We start from the raw sequence: 15,697 nt of genomic DNA on the forward strand, positions 1-15,697 counted from the left end.
GGGGCTCCTCAGGATTGCAGGACGAAATGGCCCGGCGCGACCGCGGCCATCACGGCCTCGCGCGCGGGGATGTTGGCGGACACGTCGAAGATCTCGCGCTTCGGGCGGGCACGGTCCGGGTCGGGCACCGGGATCGCCGCCAGAAGCGACCGGGTGTAGGGGTGCTGCGGATTGGCAAAGATCTGTTCCACCGGTCCCGTTTCCACGATGCGGCCGCGTAGCATCACGGCGACGCGCTGGCACAGGTAGCGCACCATCGACAGATCATGCGCGATGAACAGGTAGGCCAGACCCAGCCGGTCCTGCAGATCCTGGAACAGGTTCACGATCTGCGCCTGGATGGACACGTCCAGCGCGGTGATCGGCTCGTCCGCGACGATGAAGGACGGGTTCAGCGCGATGGCGCGGGCGATGTTGATGCGCTGGCGCTGCCCGCCCGAAAATTCGTGCGGATAGCGCGACATGAACGCGGGGTCGAGGCCGGTCATCCGGAACAGCTCCGCCACCCGGTCGGGGTGCGCGTCCTGCTTGTGGACGACCAGCGGTTCGGCCACGAAGGCGCCCACCTTCATCCGCGGGTTCAGCGCGGAATAGGGATCCTGGAAGATCATCTGCATCCGGGCGCGCAGGGGCTTCATCTCGCGCGCGTTCAGCCCCGTGATCTCCCGCCCCTCGAACCGGATCGACCCTTCGTCGGCCGGTTCCAGTTGCAGCGTCACGCGGCCGGCGGTGGACTTGCCGGACCCGCTTTCCCCCACCAGACCCAGCGTTTCCCCCGGCATGACATGGAACGAGATGTTGTTGACCGCGTGGGTCACCGGCTTCGGCTGGCCCAGCAGCGCGCGCCCGCCGCCATAGCTGCGACGCAGGCCGGACACCTCGATCAGCGGGTCAGACATGTCCGGCCTCCCTCAGCGCGGCGGGCAGATCGTACCACGCGGCGACCATGTGGCCATGGGCGTCCACCGGGCGCAAGGGCGGCACCTCGCGGTGGCAGCGGTCGGTGGCGAAGGGATTGCGGGGGGCGAAGGGGTCCCCGACCGGCGGAGCGGCCATGTTCGGCGGCGATCCGGGTATCTGGTACAGCCGCCGCTGCGCCCGCGCGCCCTCATCCGGCAGGGACCGCAACAGCCCCCAAGTGTAGGCGGAACGGGGATCGCGGAACACCGGCCCCACCGGCCCCCGTTCCATGATCCGCCCGCCATACATGACCTGGATCGTGTCGGCGAGTTCAGCGACCACCCCCATGTCATGGGTGATCCAGATGACGGTGGTGCCCAGCCGGTCCTTCAGATCCCGGACCAGATCCAGGATCTGCGCCTGCACCGTCACGTCCAACGCCGTCGTCGCCTCGTCCGCGATCAGGAGCTTGGGGTTGCAGGACAATCCGATGGCGATCATCACGCGCTGCCGCATCCCGCCCGAAAACTCGTGTGGATACTGTCGCAGGCGATCGGCCGGGCGCGGAATGCCGACCAGATCCAGCAATTCCGTCGCGCGTGCGTCGGCGTGGCGTCCCTTCAGGTCGGTGTGCCGCTCGATCACCTCGCGCAGCTGCCGCCCCACCGTCAGCACGGGGTTCAGCGACGACATGGGGTCCTGGAACACCATCCCGATCTGCCCGCCACGAAGGCTCCGCAGCTCCGCCTGCGACATCGCCAGAAGGTCGCGCCCCTGAAACAGCACCCGTCCGCCCAGCACCTTGGCGGGCGGCTTCGGCAGCAGCCCCAACATCGCCAGCACATGCACCGACTTGCCCGAGCCGCTTTCGCCCACGACGCCCAGCGTCTCGCCCTCGTCGAGCGTGTAGCTCACGTCGTTCACCGCATGGACACGCCCCGAAGGGGTGTCGAAGGCGACGGTCAGGTTCTCGACCTCAAGCAGCGCCATTCAGACCTCGATATATCCGCCGCGGGACTGCGTGAGGAACTCGTGTCCGGTCTCCGTGATCAGGATCGTGTCCGAGATCTGCGTGGCCACCCCCCTGTCCGGCACGCGTAGGTTCGGCTCCAGCGTGAACAGCATGCCGGGTTCCAGGATCACGTCGGTCTTGCCGTCCAGCGAGGTGTGTTCATGCGCGCCGAGGCCGATGGTGTGGCCGATCCGGCCGGGGATGTTCGCGGCATAGCCTGCATCCTCCAACCCCCGCTTCGTGATGTGGAACAGCTCCGCCAGCGGCGCGCCGGGGCGCATGGCGGGGGCGATGTCCTCGCGGATCTTCAGGATGGTGTCGATTGCGCGGCGGTTGGCGTCGGGCAACGGTCCATAGGCGAAGGTGCGTTCGTTCTCGGCATGGACGCCGTTCGCGATGGCCCAGATGAAGACGGCGACCGCTTCCCCCCGCTGCGGTTTACGCTGCGTGGGGTTGTCGCAGTTGCGGAACATCCGGTCCCCCGCCAGCGCCCATGTCCAGAGGCCGTTCTGCGCGCCGCCTTCCAGTGATCCGAAATCCGCCACCTCATGATCCGGCAGGTGCAGCGCCCAGTGCCCGTTCATCGCCGCCATGGAGGATGTGGCGATCTCACGCTCTGACCCGCCCTGCGCCAGCGCGTCCTGCGCGGCGTCCATGCCGATGTCGGCCAGGGCGGCGGCGACGCGGACGTTCGCGATCTCGTCCGCGTCCTTGACCAGACGGGCGCGGTCGAACACGGCGGAGCTGTCGACCAGCTTCGCCTTGGGCAGAAGCTCGGTCAGCAGGCGGTGGCGGGTGACGGGCAGGTAATCCTCCTCCACCCCCAGCACGCTGGCGTCCAGACCCTTTTCCGCCAGGATGGCTCGCAGGGCGTCCTGCCAGTTCGGCCCCATCGTGACCTTGGTGGACCATGCGCCGTAAAGCCGGATGTCCTTCACCCAGCTTTCCGACCGCCCGTGATCGTCGCGCAGGGCGTGGACCAGGATCACCGGCTCCCCCTCCGCCGGAAGGATCGCGATCACGGGGTGGGAGAAGATGATCGGGTTGAAGCCCGACAGGTAGAAGCTGTGCTCGGGCTTGAAGGTCACGAGGGCGTCGATGCCACGGGCGGCCATCAGGGACTTCAGGCGGGAGATGCGGTTCATCGGGCGCTCCTTGTCTTGGGGTCGAAGTAATCGCGCAGCCAGTCGCCGAACAGGTTGACGCCCAGCACGGTCAGCATGATGGCAAGGCCGGGGAAGGTCACGGCCCACCATGCGGTGGAAATGTAGGTCCGCCCGTCGGCCAGCATCCGCCCCCAGGACGGGTTCGGCGGCTGCACCCCGAGGCCGAGGAACGACAGCGCCGCGTCCATCACGATGATCCGCGCGAGTTCCAGCGTGGCCACCACCAGCGCGGGGGTCATGACATTGGGCAGGATGTGCCGCAGCATGATCCGCCAGCCCGAAGCGCCGATGGCGCGGGCCGACTGCACGAACTCCCGCTCCCGCAGGCTGAGGACCTGCCCGCGGATGATGCGGGCGTAGCGGATCCACGACGTCAGGGCGAGGACCGCCACCACGTTCACCGTGGAGGGGCCAAGGGCCGCGACCACCAGCAGCGCCAGCATCATCAGGGGGATGGCCAACTGGATGTCCACCAGCCGCATCAGGATGCGGTCGGTAATCCCGCCGGCATAGCCCGCAAGAATGCCAAGGAAGGTGCCCACGATCCCGCCCGCGACCACCGCCGCCCCGGCCACCATCAGCGTGATGCGGCTGCCATAGACAATGCGCGAAAGGATGTCGCGCCCGACCTCGTCCGTGCCCAAGGGGTGCGGTCCCCACCAGTCGGGCGGGACCATGCGGGCGCGCAAGCTGCCGCGCGTCGGATCCTCCAGCCCCAGCCACGGCGCCAGCACGGCCACCGCCACGAACAGCACGAGGATGATAAACCCCGCCATCCCGGCCTTGCTGCGCGCCAGTTCTTTGAAGAAGGTCATGTCAGCGCTCCGCCCGGATGCGGGGGTCCAGCACGCCATACAGCATGTCGACAAGGAAGTTGATCAGCACGAAGATCGTGGCGACGACGAAGATCCCCGCCTGGATCACCGGGAAGTCGTTGGCCTGGATCGCCTGCAGGATCAGCCGTCCCACGCCGGGCCAAGCGAAAACGGTTTCCGTCACGACCGATCCGCCCAGAAGTTCGCCCGCAAGAATCGCCGTCATGGTGGTGACCGGGATCAGGGCGTTGCGGGCGGTGTGCCACAGGAACACGGTTGTGGGCATCAGCCCCTTGGCGCGGGCGGTGCGGATGTAATCCTCGCGCAGGATGTCCAGCATCGACGACCTGAGCAGCCGCGCGATGGAGGCGGAGACGAACACCGCCAGCGTCAGGGCGGGCAGCACCAGATGCGCGAAGGTGCCATAGCCCCCCGTAGGCAACCAGCCGAGCGAGACACCGAAATACAGGATCAGCATGATCCCGAGCCAGAACACGGGCGTCGCCTGCCCCAGCAGCGCGACCGTCATCACGACCAGCTCCGCCACCGTGCCGCGCTTCAGGGCCGCGATGGCGCCCGCGACCGCCCCGATCAGGATTCCCAGCACCATCGCCGTCCCCGCCAGAAGCGCCGTCGCCGGCATCCGCTCCGACACGACGGCCAGCGCCGGACGTCCATGCTGGAACGAGGTGCCGAAATCCCCCTGTACCGCCTGCCAAAGAAAGGTCAGGTACTGCATGAACAGCGGCTCGTTCAGGCCAAGCTGGGTGCGCAAGGCCTCGATCTGCTCGGCGGTGGCGCCCACGGGCAGCAGCAGCGTGGACGGATCGCCCAGAACGCGCGTGACGAAGAACACGATCGTCACCACGCCCCACACCGCCAGCAGCGACTCCAGCAGACGCTTGATGAGGTAGCTGCCCATCAGCCCCCCGTCCGCGCCAGAAAGTCGCGGATATGGGCCACGACCTCGGCGTTCTTTTCGATGTGGCAGGAATGGTTGGCGCCCGGCACCTCCCACAGTTCCGCATTCGGCATCAGTTCGGCGATCAGGCGCGACTGGCTGGGCGGGCAGATCCAGTCCTTTTCGCCACAGAAGGCAAGTGTGGGCGTCGGCACGGACCGCAGCGCGTCGCGCAGGTCATGGGCCTTCTCACGGAACATCTCGTTGTGCGTTTCGGCGTGCAGATGCATGGTGCGGGTGCGTTCCAGCGCGGCGTCGGGATCGAACTTTTCGTAATACAGCGGTTGCAGCGCCAGCCAGATCAGCCGCAACTCCGTGTCGTCCACGATGTTTTCCGAAAACAACTTGTCGATCATCGCGGGCGACGCCGAGGGCACCTTGCCGATCCGCGCCTTGAACGTCTCGATCGCCTCCGCCTCGTGGTGGTGGCTGGGGGCCGTGCCGCGCACGATCAGCCGCGACAGGTGGCGGTGATAATGGACGGCATAGGTCAGCGCGATCATGCCGCCGAAGCTGCCGCCCTGCAGGATGATCTTGCCTTCATCCCCGCAGAAGTGGCGGCGGAAGGCGTCCACATCGTCGGCATACTGGCGGAAGTTCATGGGATAGGTGATCGTGGACAGCCCGCAGCCGCGCTGATCATAGGCGATCACGCGGTACCTATCGGCCAGCGCCTTGTAGGCGTTCCATTCACCCAGATGATCCCCGATCCCGCGCCCGCCATGCAGCAGGATGATCGTCTCGGGATGCTCCTCTCCCGCGATGCGATAGCGGAAGGTGCAGCCGTTCAGGGTGATGTAACGTTCGTCGGTCATGCCTTCACCTTCAGCGTCGGGGTCGAATCCGTCCATTCGTCGCCCTGAAGCTCCGGCGTGTCAAACGCCTGCAGCCGTTCGTAATGGATGGCCACATCCTCGGCGAACAGGCTGGCGGCGATGCCGCGCACCAGACGGTCAGCCCCCGCGCTGACGGCCGGAATGTCGCCCGACACCTTGCCATGCGTCAACATGGCTGCATCGTTGAAGCAGTGGATGTGGGCCAGCAGCGGACAGGCGCCGGGCACCTTTTCCCGAAACTCGAAGTCCGGGCCAAGATCGGGCGCCTCGGTCATGTTGCGGCGGGCGGGCCCCATGTCGGGAGTGTATCGGCCGTCCGCCCAACTGCGGATGTGAGGGGCGATCGCCTCGAACTCCGGTCGGCCCGAGAAGTCGTTGGCAAAGCCCGTGGCGGCGATCAGGAAGTTGACCGGCATGGGACCTCGGGTCGTCTCTATCCGCAGCCGGCCCTCTTCCTCCCGCACCGACAGGATGCCGCAATCAAGGAAGAACCGCGCGTTCGGGTGACGCGACACACGGAGGGTGGAGCTTCGCGGCGGCGGCGTCTGGGTGACGGCGGTGTAATCCACGAACCGCCAGCGCCAGGCGTCGGGCAGGCGGTGCATCCCGTGCACGACCCCTTGGCTGCCGATCCCGGTCATCTTGTTGATGCGCGGCATTTCCTTGCGGCGGATCAGCAGGTCCACCTGCCCGGCCCCCGCCTCCAGCGCGGCGGCCGCGTTGTCCATCGAGGAGGCACCGGCGCCGATGACCGCCACATGCTGGCCTCGCAAGCCGTCGAAGTCGATGTCGTCGGCGGAATGCGCCCAGAACCGGCGGTCGATCCCCTTCAGGAAGTCCGGCACGGCCGCGCCGCCAAGGCCCGAACGGCCTGTGGCCAGAACCAGGCGGCGGCACAGGATGCGGCCGGTCATGCGGCCTTCCACCTCCAACGCGATCAGGTCGCCGTCAAAGGACAGCTTCGTCATCCGCGTGTCGTTCACGACCGGCAGATCCAGAACGTGGCGATACCAGACGAGGTAGTCCATCCACATCCCCTTGGGGATCTTGTCCAGCCGCTCCCACTCCTCCTCGCCGTGCTGCGCGGTGAACCAGGCGCGGAAGGTCAGCGCAGGCAGACCAAGCGCCGGACCTGCCAGCGCCTTGGGCGACCGCAGCGTTTCCATTCGGGCAAAGGTGATCCACGGGCCTTCCCGCCCTTCAGGGGCGGCGTCCAGGGCCACGATGTTGGTGATGCCCGTCAGCTTCAGCTTCGCCGTCGCGGCAAGCCCGCACATCCCCGCGCCGATCACCACCACGTCATGAACACCTTCCCGCGCGGGCATCCAGGGCTTCGCCGGCAGTTCGAGGTTCCGCAGATCCTCGGCCAAACGGGATTCCAGCGCGTCAAGGGTCATTGGTCGTCCATGGGTTCGGGCGGGGTCCAGATTCCCGCAGCTTCTCCGGCGCCGGCCGGATCAAGGATCTGCATGTCCGGGATGGCTTTCAGGGCGACCGCTTCCGCGGCTTCCACCAGCGCCTGCGCCAACGGGCGCAACGGGCGGCCGGAGGGTGCGATCACGCCCCAATGGAATGGCACCGGCACATCCAGCGGCCGGACCACGATGTCGGGCAGCGAACCGCCATAGGCCGTGACCGGATCGATGATGGCCACGCCGCCAGTTTCCCGCACCATCTGCAACGCCCCAAGGGCGACGTTCGTGCGGATGATGGCCTTCGGAACCAGGTTCCGGGACTCCATCAGACGCGCCACGCGGGCCTGGAACCGCATCGGGTCCAGCATGGTGACAAGGGTGCGTTCGGTGAAGACGGACAGAGGCACCACCGCCTCGGCCGCGAGCGGATCATCGGCGCGAAGGGCCACCACGTTCGGGGCGACGTAAAGGCGCAACACCTCCAGCCCCGGCACGTCGAGGGGCAGACTGGAAAAGCCGATCTCGGACCGGCCGGCCCGGACCTCCTGCGCGACGGCCGACGGGACATGCTGCGCGACATGCACCTCGAACGGCAGGTCGCCCGACAGGCGCGACAAGGCGTTGGGGATCAGACCCCACGCCATGGCCGCGGTTGCCGCGACCTGAAATATCCGCCCCTTCCCCGCCGCGATGGCCTTGGCCCGCGCGGCCAGTTCGCCAAAAGACAGCAGCAGGCGGCGGGCCTCGGCCTCGAAGGCGACGCCTTCCTCGGACAACTGGACCCGGCGCCCCGTCCGGTGAAAGAGGTGAAAGCCCAGTTCGGCCTCCAGCTCCTGGATGATGCGGGAAACCGAGGGCTGCGACCGGCCCAGCATCTCTGCCGCGCGAGTGATGCTGCCGCTGGCGGCCACCGCAAGAAAAGTCTGAAGATCGCGCGTTTCCATGAGGTACCATACCCATTTCGGATACTTCACCTCAATGCATTTAGAACCTGCATGAAAGAAACGGACGATGATGCCACCAATCCGGGCAGAAATGGAACATCCGTCTAGAAAGTCGGCAGCCTGAAGATGATCCGCCCGCTATGGGCTACTCCGTCAAGCGGTCCACAAGACGCTGCATGAAGGTCCATCCGGCTTCGAACTGCGAAAGCTCTATATACTCGTCCGGAATGTGCGCCTGCGCGATGTCACCCGGCCCGCAGACCACGGTGGAATAGCCGCTGGCTTGGAAATGCCCCGCCTCGGTCCCGTAGCTGACGACGTTGATCGTGTTGTCGCCAGTGAGGCCGCGAGCCAGCGTTTCGGCAAAGCCGTCGATTTCCGGCTTCAGCGGCGGCACCGTGAAGCTTTCCGTGATCTCGATGCGGGCACGCGGATCGACCGCCTGCATTCCGGCCTCCACCCGCGCGGCCTCGGCCCGGTAGCGTTCCGCCCAGTCGTCCAGCCGCTCATCCGCCACCACGCGCATGCCCAGGGTAAAGCGGCATTCTGCGGCGGTGATGTTGTGCGCCTCCCCGCCCTCGATCCGGCCGACGCTGACGGTGGTGAAGGGCGGATCGAACAGCGCGGCCGTGTCGCTGGGCGTGGCGGCCATCAGCGCGGCGTTCGTCTCGTTCAGCCAGTGCAGGATGCGGCCCGCCTCGTGGATGGCCGACACCCCCACATGCTGGCGAGAGGAGTGGACCGGAACGCCGACGATCCGGGTGGCGAAGGCGCGGCTGCCCTTGTGGCCGGTCACCACCTTCATGCGGCTCGGCTCCCCCACGATGACGGCGGCGGCGCGCGGCAGGTCGCGGGCCATCGCTTCCACCATCGGGATGCAGCCGGCGCAGCCCACCTCCTCGTCGATGCTGAGGGCGAGTTGCAGGGGCCGCTTCACCCCGGCCTTCACCGCCAGCGGAACGGCGGCGATCGCAAGGGCCAAAAAGCCCTTCATGTCGGCCGCACCGCGCCCGTAAAGCCGACCGTCCCGTTCCGTCAGCGCGAACGGGTCGGAGGCCCAGTCCTGCCCGTCCACCGGCACGACGTCGGTGTGGCCCGAAAGGATCACCCCACCGTCCACTCTGGGGCCGACCTGCACGTAAAGGTTGGCTTTCGTTCCGCAGGGGGAAGGCACGCGCACGCAGTCCGCGCCCCATCCTTCCAGATAGTCCTGGACCCAGTCGATCAACGGAAGGTTCGTGTCCCGGCTGACGGTGGGAAAGGCCACCAGGTTGGCAAGGATGTCGCGGGGGGTCCGTTCGACAGGCATATCTGGTCCTCAAGCATCGTAGTGTCGGGCCGAAAGCCCCAGCGTCCGACCCCGAAGCGGCCATCCTGCACCCATTTCTTTCGGGAGGAAAGGGACCCCGACCCATGGCCGGGGCACCCGCCGCTTACCAGGTGCGGCGGATCGTGGCCGAAATCTCGCGCCCCGGGTTGTAGTAGACGGCCGAACCGCCGGTGTCGTGATGTTCGTCGAACAGGTTCGTCACATTCAGCGACAGCGCGGTGTCCGGGGCGACGTCATAGCTGAAGGCCGCGTCGTAGATCACGGCCGCCTCGCTCTTGCCGCCGGCATTGTCGGCCGTGTTGAAATACGTGCCGGTGTAACGCGCGCCCAGACCGAAGGTCATGTCGTTCCGCTGACCGTTCCCGTCCAGCGTATAGTTGGTCCAAAGCGAGGCGAGATGGTTCGGAACCTTCTCCACCTCGTTGCCTTGCAGGCCGGACAGCTCGTCCTTTACTTCGGTGTCGACATAGGTGTAGGCGGCGATCAGCTCCAGCCCGTCCAGAACCTCGGCCCGGGCTTCCAGTTCCAGACCGCGGGACCGGATTTCGCCCGTCAGGTATTGCAGGCCGGTGGACACATCCGTGCGAGTGATGTTTTCCTTTGTCAGGTCGAAGATCGCGGCGCTGAACAGGGCGCGCATCGCCTCGGGCTGGTACTTGACCCCGATCTCGTACTGCTTGCCCGTTTCGGGGTCGAGGGTGAGGGTCGACGCCGGAACCGCCGATTCCGCATAGGTGGCATAGGCCGACAGTTCCGGCGTGATCTTGTAGGTCAGGCCGACGCGGGCGGTCGTTTCGCTCAGGTCGTTTTCCGCCGTGTTGTCGGCAAGGTGATCGTTCTGCTCGATGTCCGTCCAGTCGTGCCGCAAACCCAGCGAGACGATGAAGCGGTCCGCGATGTCGAACTGCTGCTGCACGTACAGCGCCTTTGTTTCCTCCGATCGGGACACATCTTCGTAAGGCGCGGTTTCCGACAGGTCGAGGCCGCCGGTGTAGACCGGATCTTCCCAGTCGATGCTGGGCGCGCCGACATACCAGCCCCGCGTGTCATAGGCGAAGTCGATGTACTGGGCGCCCACGGACGTGGTGCTGCGGACCGATCCGAAGGTCGTCTCGTAGCGCAGCCGCGCGTCAGCGTTGAAGCTGTGGCCGCTGGTATCGTTGGCAAAGAACGACCGGTCGATGATCGTCCCCTCCTGGGGCGTGCCGCCCAGGAAGATCATCCCGAAATCGCTGTCCGTATCGTCATACCGGGCGTTGCCGCTGAAGGTCAGGCCGCCGCCGAAGTCGTGGTCGACGATCAGGCTGAGCGACTTCCGCTCGTTCCCGACATAGTTGAAGTCGGGCTCGCCCAGAAACGTCTCGCGGTCCAAGTCCGTGTTGAACGGCAGGCCCGCGCTGGTCGATCCGTCGGACTTCAGGTAGTCCGCCACGACGCTGACCGTGGTCGCGTCCGACGGCCGCCAGCTGAGGCCGCCCATCAGCAGCTTGCCATCGTCGCGCGAATAGTCTTCCTCGCCGTCCGCGTCCTGCACCTTGGCGGTGATCCGGTAGGACAAGGTGGAATCGGGCGTCAGGTTGTCGCCGAAATCGACGCCCGCCTCCTTGTGGCTGAAGGAGCCTACGGTGGCATAGGCCTCGCCGAACCGTTCGGTCTTCGGGGTCTTGGTGACGTAGTTCACCATCCCCCCCGGATCCGACACGCCGAACAGGGTCGTGTCGGCACCCTTCAGCACCTCCATACGCTCATAGGCAAAGACATCCTCGCGCAGGTTGTTGGCGCTTTGACCGCTGCCGCCCACGCGCAGGCCATCCCGATAGGTGGTGGCGTTGAACCCGCGGATCTTGAAATAATCCCAGCGGTTGTCCGACCCGTAGAAGTCCGTCACCACGCCCGCCGTGTATTGCAGCGCTTGTTCGGTGCTTTGCACGCCCCGGTCCTGCAACTCCTTCTGCGTGATGACCGAGATAGAGCCCGCGGTGTCCAGGATGTCGGTGCCGATCTTGCCCCCGAAGGACAGGCTTTCGGCGACGACGGTGCTGCTGTCGTCCTGCACCCCGTTCACCACGATGGGCGCCAGAACCGTGACGTCTCCGGACGCCTGTTGCGCCAGCGCGCCGATCGGCGCCAGGGCCACCAGCGCGGTGCAGCAGGTCAGCAGGGAAAGGCGGGTTGGCAGGCTCCGGCGGGCGGCGGTCATCGGGACGGGCATGATTCTCTTTCATACGGTTGACGATGTGGGGATAGGCTGGCTATCGGCACGGGCCGTCTCGCTTGCCCGGCGTCCTCGCTGTGACACCGGCAGAGTCTCTGCGTTCCCGGCCTATACCGAAGCTTCCCGCGCATGTCTTGTGGAATTTCCATCGAGCACGCTTTCGCGAAAACCAGACCCAGCCTTGACCCTGTCGCATGAACGTGGAAAAGCCGACACAAACACTCGCCTTTGCATGAGGTGTCGCGTGCGCGTTCTTCGTCTTGCCGTTCTTTGCCTTTCCGTGTCCGCCACCGCCGTGTGCGCGCAGGACTTTCCGCTGACGCTGAAGCACGCGCTTGGCACCACCGTGATCCCGGAACGGCCCGTTCGCGTGGCCACCGTGTCCTGGGCCAATCAGGAAGTGCCGCTGGCCCTGGGCATCGTGCCGGTCGGCATGGCGGCCGCGAATTTCGGCGATGATGACGGCGACGGCGTGCTGCCTTGGGTGAGAGAGCGCTTGGACGAGCTGGGTGCCGAAACCCCCGTCCTGTTCGACGAAGGCGACGGCATCGACTTCGAGGCGGTGGCCGGCACGCAGCCGGACGTGATCCTTGCCGCCTATTCCGGCCTCAGCCAGGACGATTATGACACGCTGAGCAAGATCGCTCCCGTGGTCGCCTATCCCGACACCGCCTGGGGCACCGACTGGCGCGACATGATCCGGATGGACAGCGCGGGCATGGGCATGGCCGCCGAAGGCGACGCCCTCATCGCGCGGCTGGACGGGCAGATCGCGGACACGGCGGCCCGTCATCCCGCGCTTCGGGGCAAATCCGCGATGTTCGTCACCCATCTTGATTCACGCGATCTGAGCGTGGTGCATTTCTACACGACCGCCGACGCGCGGGTGAAGTTCTTCCATGACCTCGGCCTCATCTCTCCGAAAAGCGTGGTGGAGGCATCCACCTCCGGCCGCTTTGCCGGAGAGGTCAGCGCCGAGCAGGTGGACGCCTTCGACGACGTGGACATCGTCGTGACCTATGGCGGGGCGGACCTGCGCAAGGCATTGGCCGCCGATCCTCTGATGTCGCACATGCCGGCGGTGGCCCATGACGCCGTGGTGATGCTGAACAATGACCCGATGGGCACCGCGGCCACGCCCACCCCCTTGTCCATTCCATGGGTTCTGGACGATTACGCGGCCCTTCTGGCCAAAGCGGCCCAAACCGCGGAATGAAGGTGACGGCGCGTTCGGGCGGTCTGCGCGCCATGGGGCTGGGGATCGTGCTGGGCGTGCTGGTCCTGCTGTGCGCGCTGTCCATCGCGATCGGCACGCGGGACGTGGGCTGGACCGACATCCGCGCCGCACTGGAAGGCCATGCCGAAACGATCGGACAGGCCGCCGTTGCCACGCGTATTCCGCGCACGCTGCTGGCCGTGCTGGCGGGTGGGGCGCTTGGTCTGGCCGGCGCGGTGATGCAGGGCGTCACGCGCAACCCCTTGGCCGATCCGGGCATCCTTGGCGTCAACATGGGTGCCTCGCTGGCCATCGTCGTGGGGATCGCATGGTTCGGGCTGTCGTCTTCCGACGCGCAGGTTTGGACGGCGGTTCTGGGCGCAGGGCTGGCGGCGGTGTTCGTCTATGCCATCGGGTCGATGGGGCGCGGGGGCGCCACGCCGTTGAAATTGGCGCTGGCGGGGGCTGCCACCTCGGTCGCGTTTTCGTCGCTGGTGATGGCCATCGTGCTGCCGCGCGGCGACATCGCGGGCAACATCCGGTCGTGGCAGATCGGCGGCGTCGGCGGCGCCACGTTCGAGACGATGGCTCAGGGGCTGCCGGTCCTGATCGCGGGCTTTGTCATCAGCCTGCTGTCGGCGCGAAAGCTGAACGCGCTGGCGCTTGGGGACGAACTGGCCGCAGGCCTCGGGGAAAGCGTGGCCTTCGCGCGCGGGCTGGCCGCCTTGGGCGCGATCCTTCTGTGCGGGGCGGCCACGGCGATCTGCGGGCCCATCGGCTTTGTCGGGCTGGTCGTGCCGCATCTGTGCCGCCTTCTGGTGGGGATCGACCACCGCTGGCTCCTTCCCTTCTCCACCCTCACAGGGGCGTGCCTGCTGGTGGCGGCGGACATCGCGGGCCGCATCATCGCAAGACCAAGCGAACTGGACGTCGGCATCGTCACCGCCCTGATCGGCGGGCCGTTCTTCATCTGGATCGTCCGCCGCCAACGGGTGAGGGAGCTATGACGACCCTTGCCCAAACGGTTGCGGCAAGCCGCCAGCGACGCACCCGCCAGCGCCGTGGCCTGATCCTCGGGCTGCTGGCCCTGCTGGCGGCGCTGTTCGCCATGACCCTGATGCTGGGCCAGTCCTTCACGCCGCCCGGCGACGTGCTGCGGGTGCTGATGGGGCAGGACGTGCCCGGCGCCTCCTTCACCGTGGGGGAGTTGCGGCTGCCCCGCGCGCTTCTGTCCCTTCTGGCGGGGCTGAGCTTCGGTCTGGGCGGCGCGGCCTTCCAGACCATGCTGCGCAACCCCTTGGCCAGTCCCGACATCATCGGCATCACGGCGGGCGCCAGCGCGGCGGCCGTCTTCGCCATCGTGATCCTGTCCCTCAGCGGTCCGGCGGTGTCGGTCATCGCGGTGCTGGTGGGTCTGGGTGTGGCGCTGCTGGTGTACGGCCTGTCCTTCCGCAACGGGGTGGCGGGCACGCGGCTGATCCTTGTGGGGATCGGCGTGTCAGCGATGCTGGACAGCGTGATCGCCTATGTCCTGTCGCAGGCGCCAAGCTGGACCTTGCAGGACGCGATGCGCTGGATGACCGGCAGCGTGAACGGCGCGACAATGGCCGAGGCGGGTCCTGTCCTTCTGTCCCTTCTCGTCTTCGGCGGCGTCCTTCTGTCCCGCGCAAGGGATCTTGAGGCGCTGAGGCTGGGGGACGACACCGCCGCCGCCCTTGGTGTCTCCGTGGCCCGCACCCGCGTTCTGGTGATCGTGACGGCCGTGGGCCTGATCGCGGTGGCCACGGCCGTCACCGGCCCCATCGCCTTCGTCGCCTTCCTGTCCGGGCCCATTGCGGCGCGCATCGTGGGGCAGAACGGATCGGTCCTGTTGCCGGCCGCGCTGGTGGGGGCGGTGCTGGTGCTGGCGGGCGATTACGTGGGCCAGTTCCTGCTGCCGGGTCGCTATCCCGTCGGCGTCGTGACGGGGGCTCTTGGCGCGCCTTACCTGATTTACCTGATCGTGCGGGTGAACCGCATCGGAGGCTCGCTATGACCCGCAATGCCCTTCACGTGCGCCAGCTGGTGGCCGGTTATGGCGACACGACCATCCTGAACGGTCTGGATCTGGACGTGCCGCCGGGGAAGATCACGGCCATCGTCGGGGCCAACGCCTGCGGCAAGTCCACCCTGCTGCGCACCATGGCGCGCCTTCTGTCCCCGAAGGGGGGCGAGGTTCTGCTGGACGGCGCCGCCATCCACCGCCTGCCGGCGCGCACGCTGGCCCGAACCCTTGGCCTGCTGCCCCAATCCCCCGTCGCGCCGGAGGGCATCACCGTAGCCGATCTTGTCAGCCGTGGCCGCCACCCGCATCACGGCCTTTTTGCCCGCTGGACCCGCAAGGATGACAAGGCGATCGCCGCCGCGCTGGACGCCACCCGCACCACCGCGCTGGCCGAACGCGCGGTGGACGAACTCTCGGGCGGCCAGCGCCAGCGCGTCTGGATCGCCATGGCGCTGGCGCAGGAAACGGACCTTCTGCTTCTGGACGAACCCACGACTTTCCTCGACATCAGCCACCAGGTGGAGGTTCTGGATCTTCTCACCGACCTGAACCGCCAGCGTGGAACGACCGTGGTGATGGTGCTGCACGACCTGAACCTGGCCGCGCGCTATGCCGATCATCTGGTCGCCATGGCCGGCGGGCGCATCCACACGACGGGGCATCCCGATCAGGTCCTGACGGCGGACATGGTCCGCACCGTCTTCGACCTCCACAGCCGGATCATGACGGACCCCACCTCGGGCCGGCCGATGATGCTGCCCATCGGGCGGCACGGCATGGCGGGCTGATAGGGAATTCATCCGAACGCCGCAAAAGCATCATCCCCCTGTCATGTTTCTGGCA

At 67.0% G+C, this 15,697-nt stretch carries 14 protein-coding genes; 4 read left to right on the forward strand and 10 right to left on the reverse strand.

Going from position 1 to position 15,697, the window contains the following annotated elements; translation table 11 throughout:
• Positions 1–8: 8 nt before the first annotated feature.
• The 10 genes from ACSHZY_RS11815 to ACSHZY_RS11860 form a co-directional block, all read right to left on the reverse strand.
• Entirely contained in the window at positions 9–899 is an 891-nt protein-coding gene (locus ACSHZY_RS11815) for an ABC transporter ATP-binding protein (RefSeq protein WP_435169344.1), read from the reverse strand.
• The gene (locus tag ACSHZY_RS11820; protein WP_435169346.1) at positions 892–1,890 is read right to left on the reverse strand and encodes an ABC transporter ATP-binding protein; all 999 of its coding nucleotides are present in this window, start codon (positions 1,888–1,890) and stop codon (positions 892–894) included. The genes ACSHZY_RS11815 and ACSHZY_RS11820 overlap by 8 nt, the downstream gene beginning before the upstream one ends.
• A complete protein-coding gene (locus ACSHZY_RS11825) occupies positions 1,891–3,057 on the reverse strand; it encodes a M24 family metallopeptidase (protein ID WP_435169347.1) in 1,167 nt (388 codons plus the stop codon). It lies immediately after the preceding gene.
• Positions 3,054–3,893 carry an ABC transporter permease gene (locus ACSHZY_RS11830; protein WP_435169349.1) on the reverse strand — a complete coding sequence of 280 codons (840 nt, stop codon included), beginning with the start codon at positions 3,891–3,893 and terminating at the stop codon, positions 3,054–3,056. The genes ACSHZY_RS11825 and ACSHZY_RS11830 overlap by 4 nt, the downstream gene beginning before the upstream one ends.
• 1 nt (position 3,894) lies before the next feature.
• Positions 3,895–4,815, reverse strand: coding sequence for an ABC transporter permease (locus ACSHZY_RS11835; RefSeq protein WP_435169351.1), 921 nt, complete (start codon positions 4,813–4,815; stop codon positions 3,895–3,897).
• Positions 4,815–5,669, reverse strand: coding sequence for an alpha/beta fold hydrolase (locus ACSHZY_RS11840; RefSeq protein ID WP_435169353.1), 855 nt, complete (start codon positions 5,667–5,669; stop codon positions 4,815–4,817). The genes ACSHZY_RS11835 and ACSHZY_RS11840 overlap by 1 nt, the downstream gene beginning before the upstream one ends.
• The gene (locus tag ACSHZY_RS11845) at positions 5,666–7,087 is read right to left on the reverse strand and encodes an NAD(P)-binding domain-containing protein (protein ID WP_435169355.1); all 1,422 of its coding nucleotides are present in this window, start codon (positions 7,085–7,087) and stop codon (positions 5,666–5,668) included. The genes ACSHZY_RS11840 and ACSHZY_RS11845 overlap by 4 nt, the downstream gene beginning before the upstream one ends.
• Positions 7,084–8,049, reverse strand: coding sequence for a LysR family transcriptional regulator (locus tag ACSHZY_RS11850; RefSeq protein ID WP_435169357.1), 966 nt, complete (start codon positions 8,047–8,049; stop codon positions 7,084–7,086). Before ACSHZY_RS11850 ends, ACSHZY_RS11845 begins: the two co-directional genes overlap by 4 nt.
• Before the next feature lie 145 nt (positions 8,050–8,194).
• Positions 8,195–9,358, reverse strand: a complete 1,164-nt coding sequence (gene argE / locus ACSHZY_RS11855; protein ID WP_435169359.1) for an acetylornithine deacetylase — start codon at positions 9,356–9,358, stop codon at positions 8,195–8,197.
• Positions 9,359–9,482: 124 nt separating this feature from the next.
• Positions 9,483–11,591, reverse strand: coding sequence for a TonB-dependent siderophore receptor (locus tag ACSHZY_RS11860; RefSeq protein ID WP_435169361.1), 2,109 nt, complete (start codon positions 11,589–11,591; stop codon positions 9,483–9,485).
• 235 nt (positions 11,592–11,826) lie between these two features.
• Between ACSHZY_RS11860 and ACSHZY_RS11865 the strand changes: the two genes are divergently transcribed.
• The 4 genes from ACSHZY_RS11865 to ACSHZY_RS11880 are packed head-to-tail and all read left to right on the forward strand — an operon-like array spanning position 11,827 to position 15,642.
• Positions 11,827–12,810 (forward strand): iron-siderophore ABC transporter substrate-binding protein, encoded by a 984-nt coding sequence (locus ACSHZY_RS11865; RefSeq protein ID WP_435169363.1) that lies wholly within the window; start codon positions 11,827–11,829, stop codon positions 12,808–12,810.
• The gene (locus ACSHZY_RS11870) at positions 12,807–13,817 is read left to right on the forward strand and encodes a FecCD family ABC transporter permease (RefSeq protein ID WP_435169365.1); all 1,011 of its coding nucleotides are present in this window, start codon (positions 12,807–12,809) and stop codon (positions 13,815–13,817) included. The genes ACSHZY_RS11865 and ACSHZY_RS11870 overlap by 4 nt, the downstream gene beginning before the upstream one ends.
• Complete coding sequence (locus ACSHZY_RS11875; RefSeq protein WP_435169367.1) at positions 13,814–14,845, forward strand: FecCD family ABC transporter permease; 1,032 nt, start codon at positions 13,814–13,816, stop codon at positions 14,843–14,845. Before ACSHZY_RS11870 ends, ACSHZY_RS11875 begins: the two co-directional genes overlap by 4 nt.
• Positions 14,842–15,642 carry an ABC transporter ATP-binding protein gene (locus ACSHZY_RS11880; RefSeq protein ID WP_435169369.1) on the forward strand — a complete coding sequence of 267 codons (801 nt, stop codon included), beginning with the start codon at positions 14,842–14,844 and terminating at the stop codon, positions 15,640–15,642. The genes ACSHZY_RS11875 and ACSHZY_RS11880 overlap by 4 nt, the downstream gene beginning before the upstream one ends.
• Positions 15,643–15,697 lie beyond the last annotated feature (55 nt).

It is taken from the genome of Falsirhodobacter sp. 1013 (genome assembly GCF_051195255.1).
Classification (GTDB): Bacteria; Pseudomonadota; Alphaproteobacteria; order Rhodobacterales; family Rhodobacteraceae; genus Falsirhodobacter.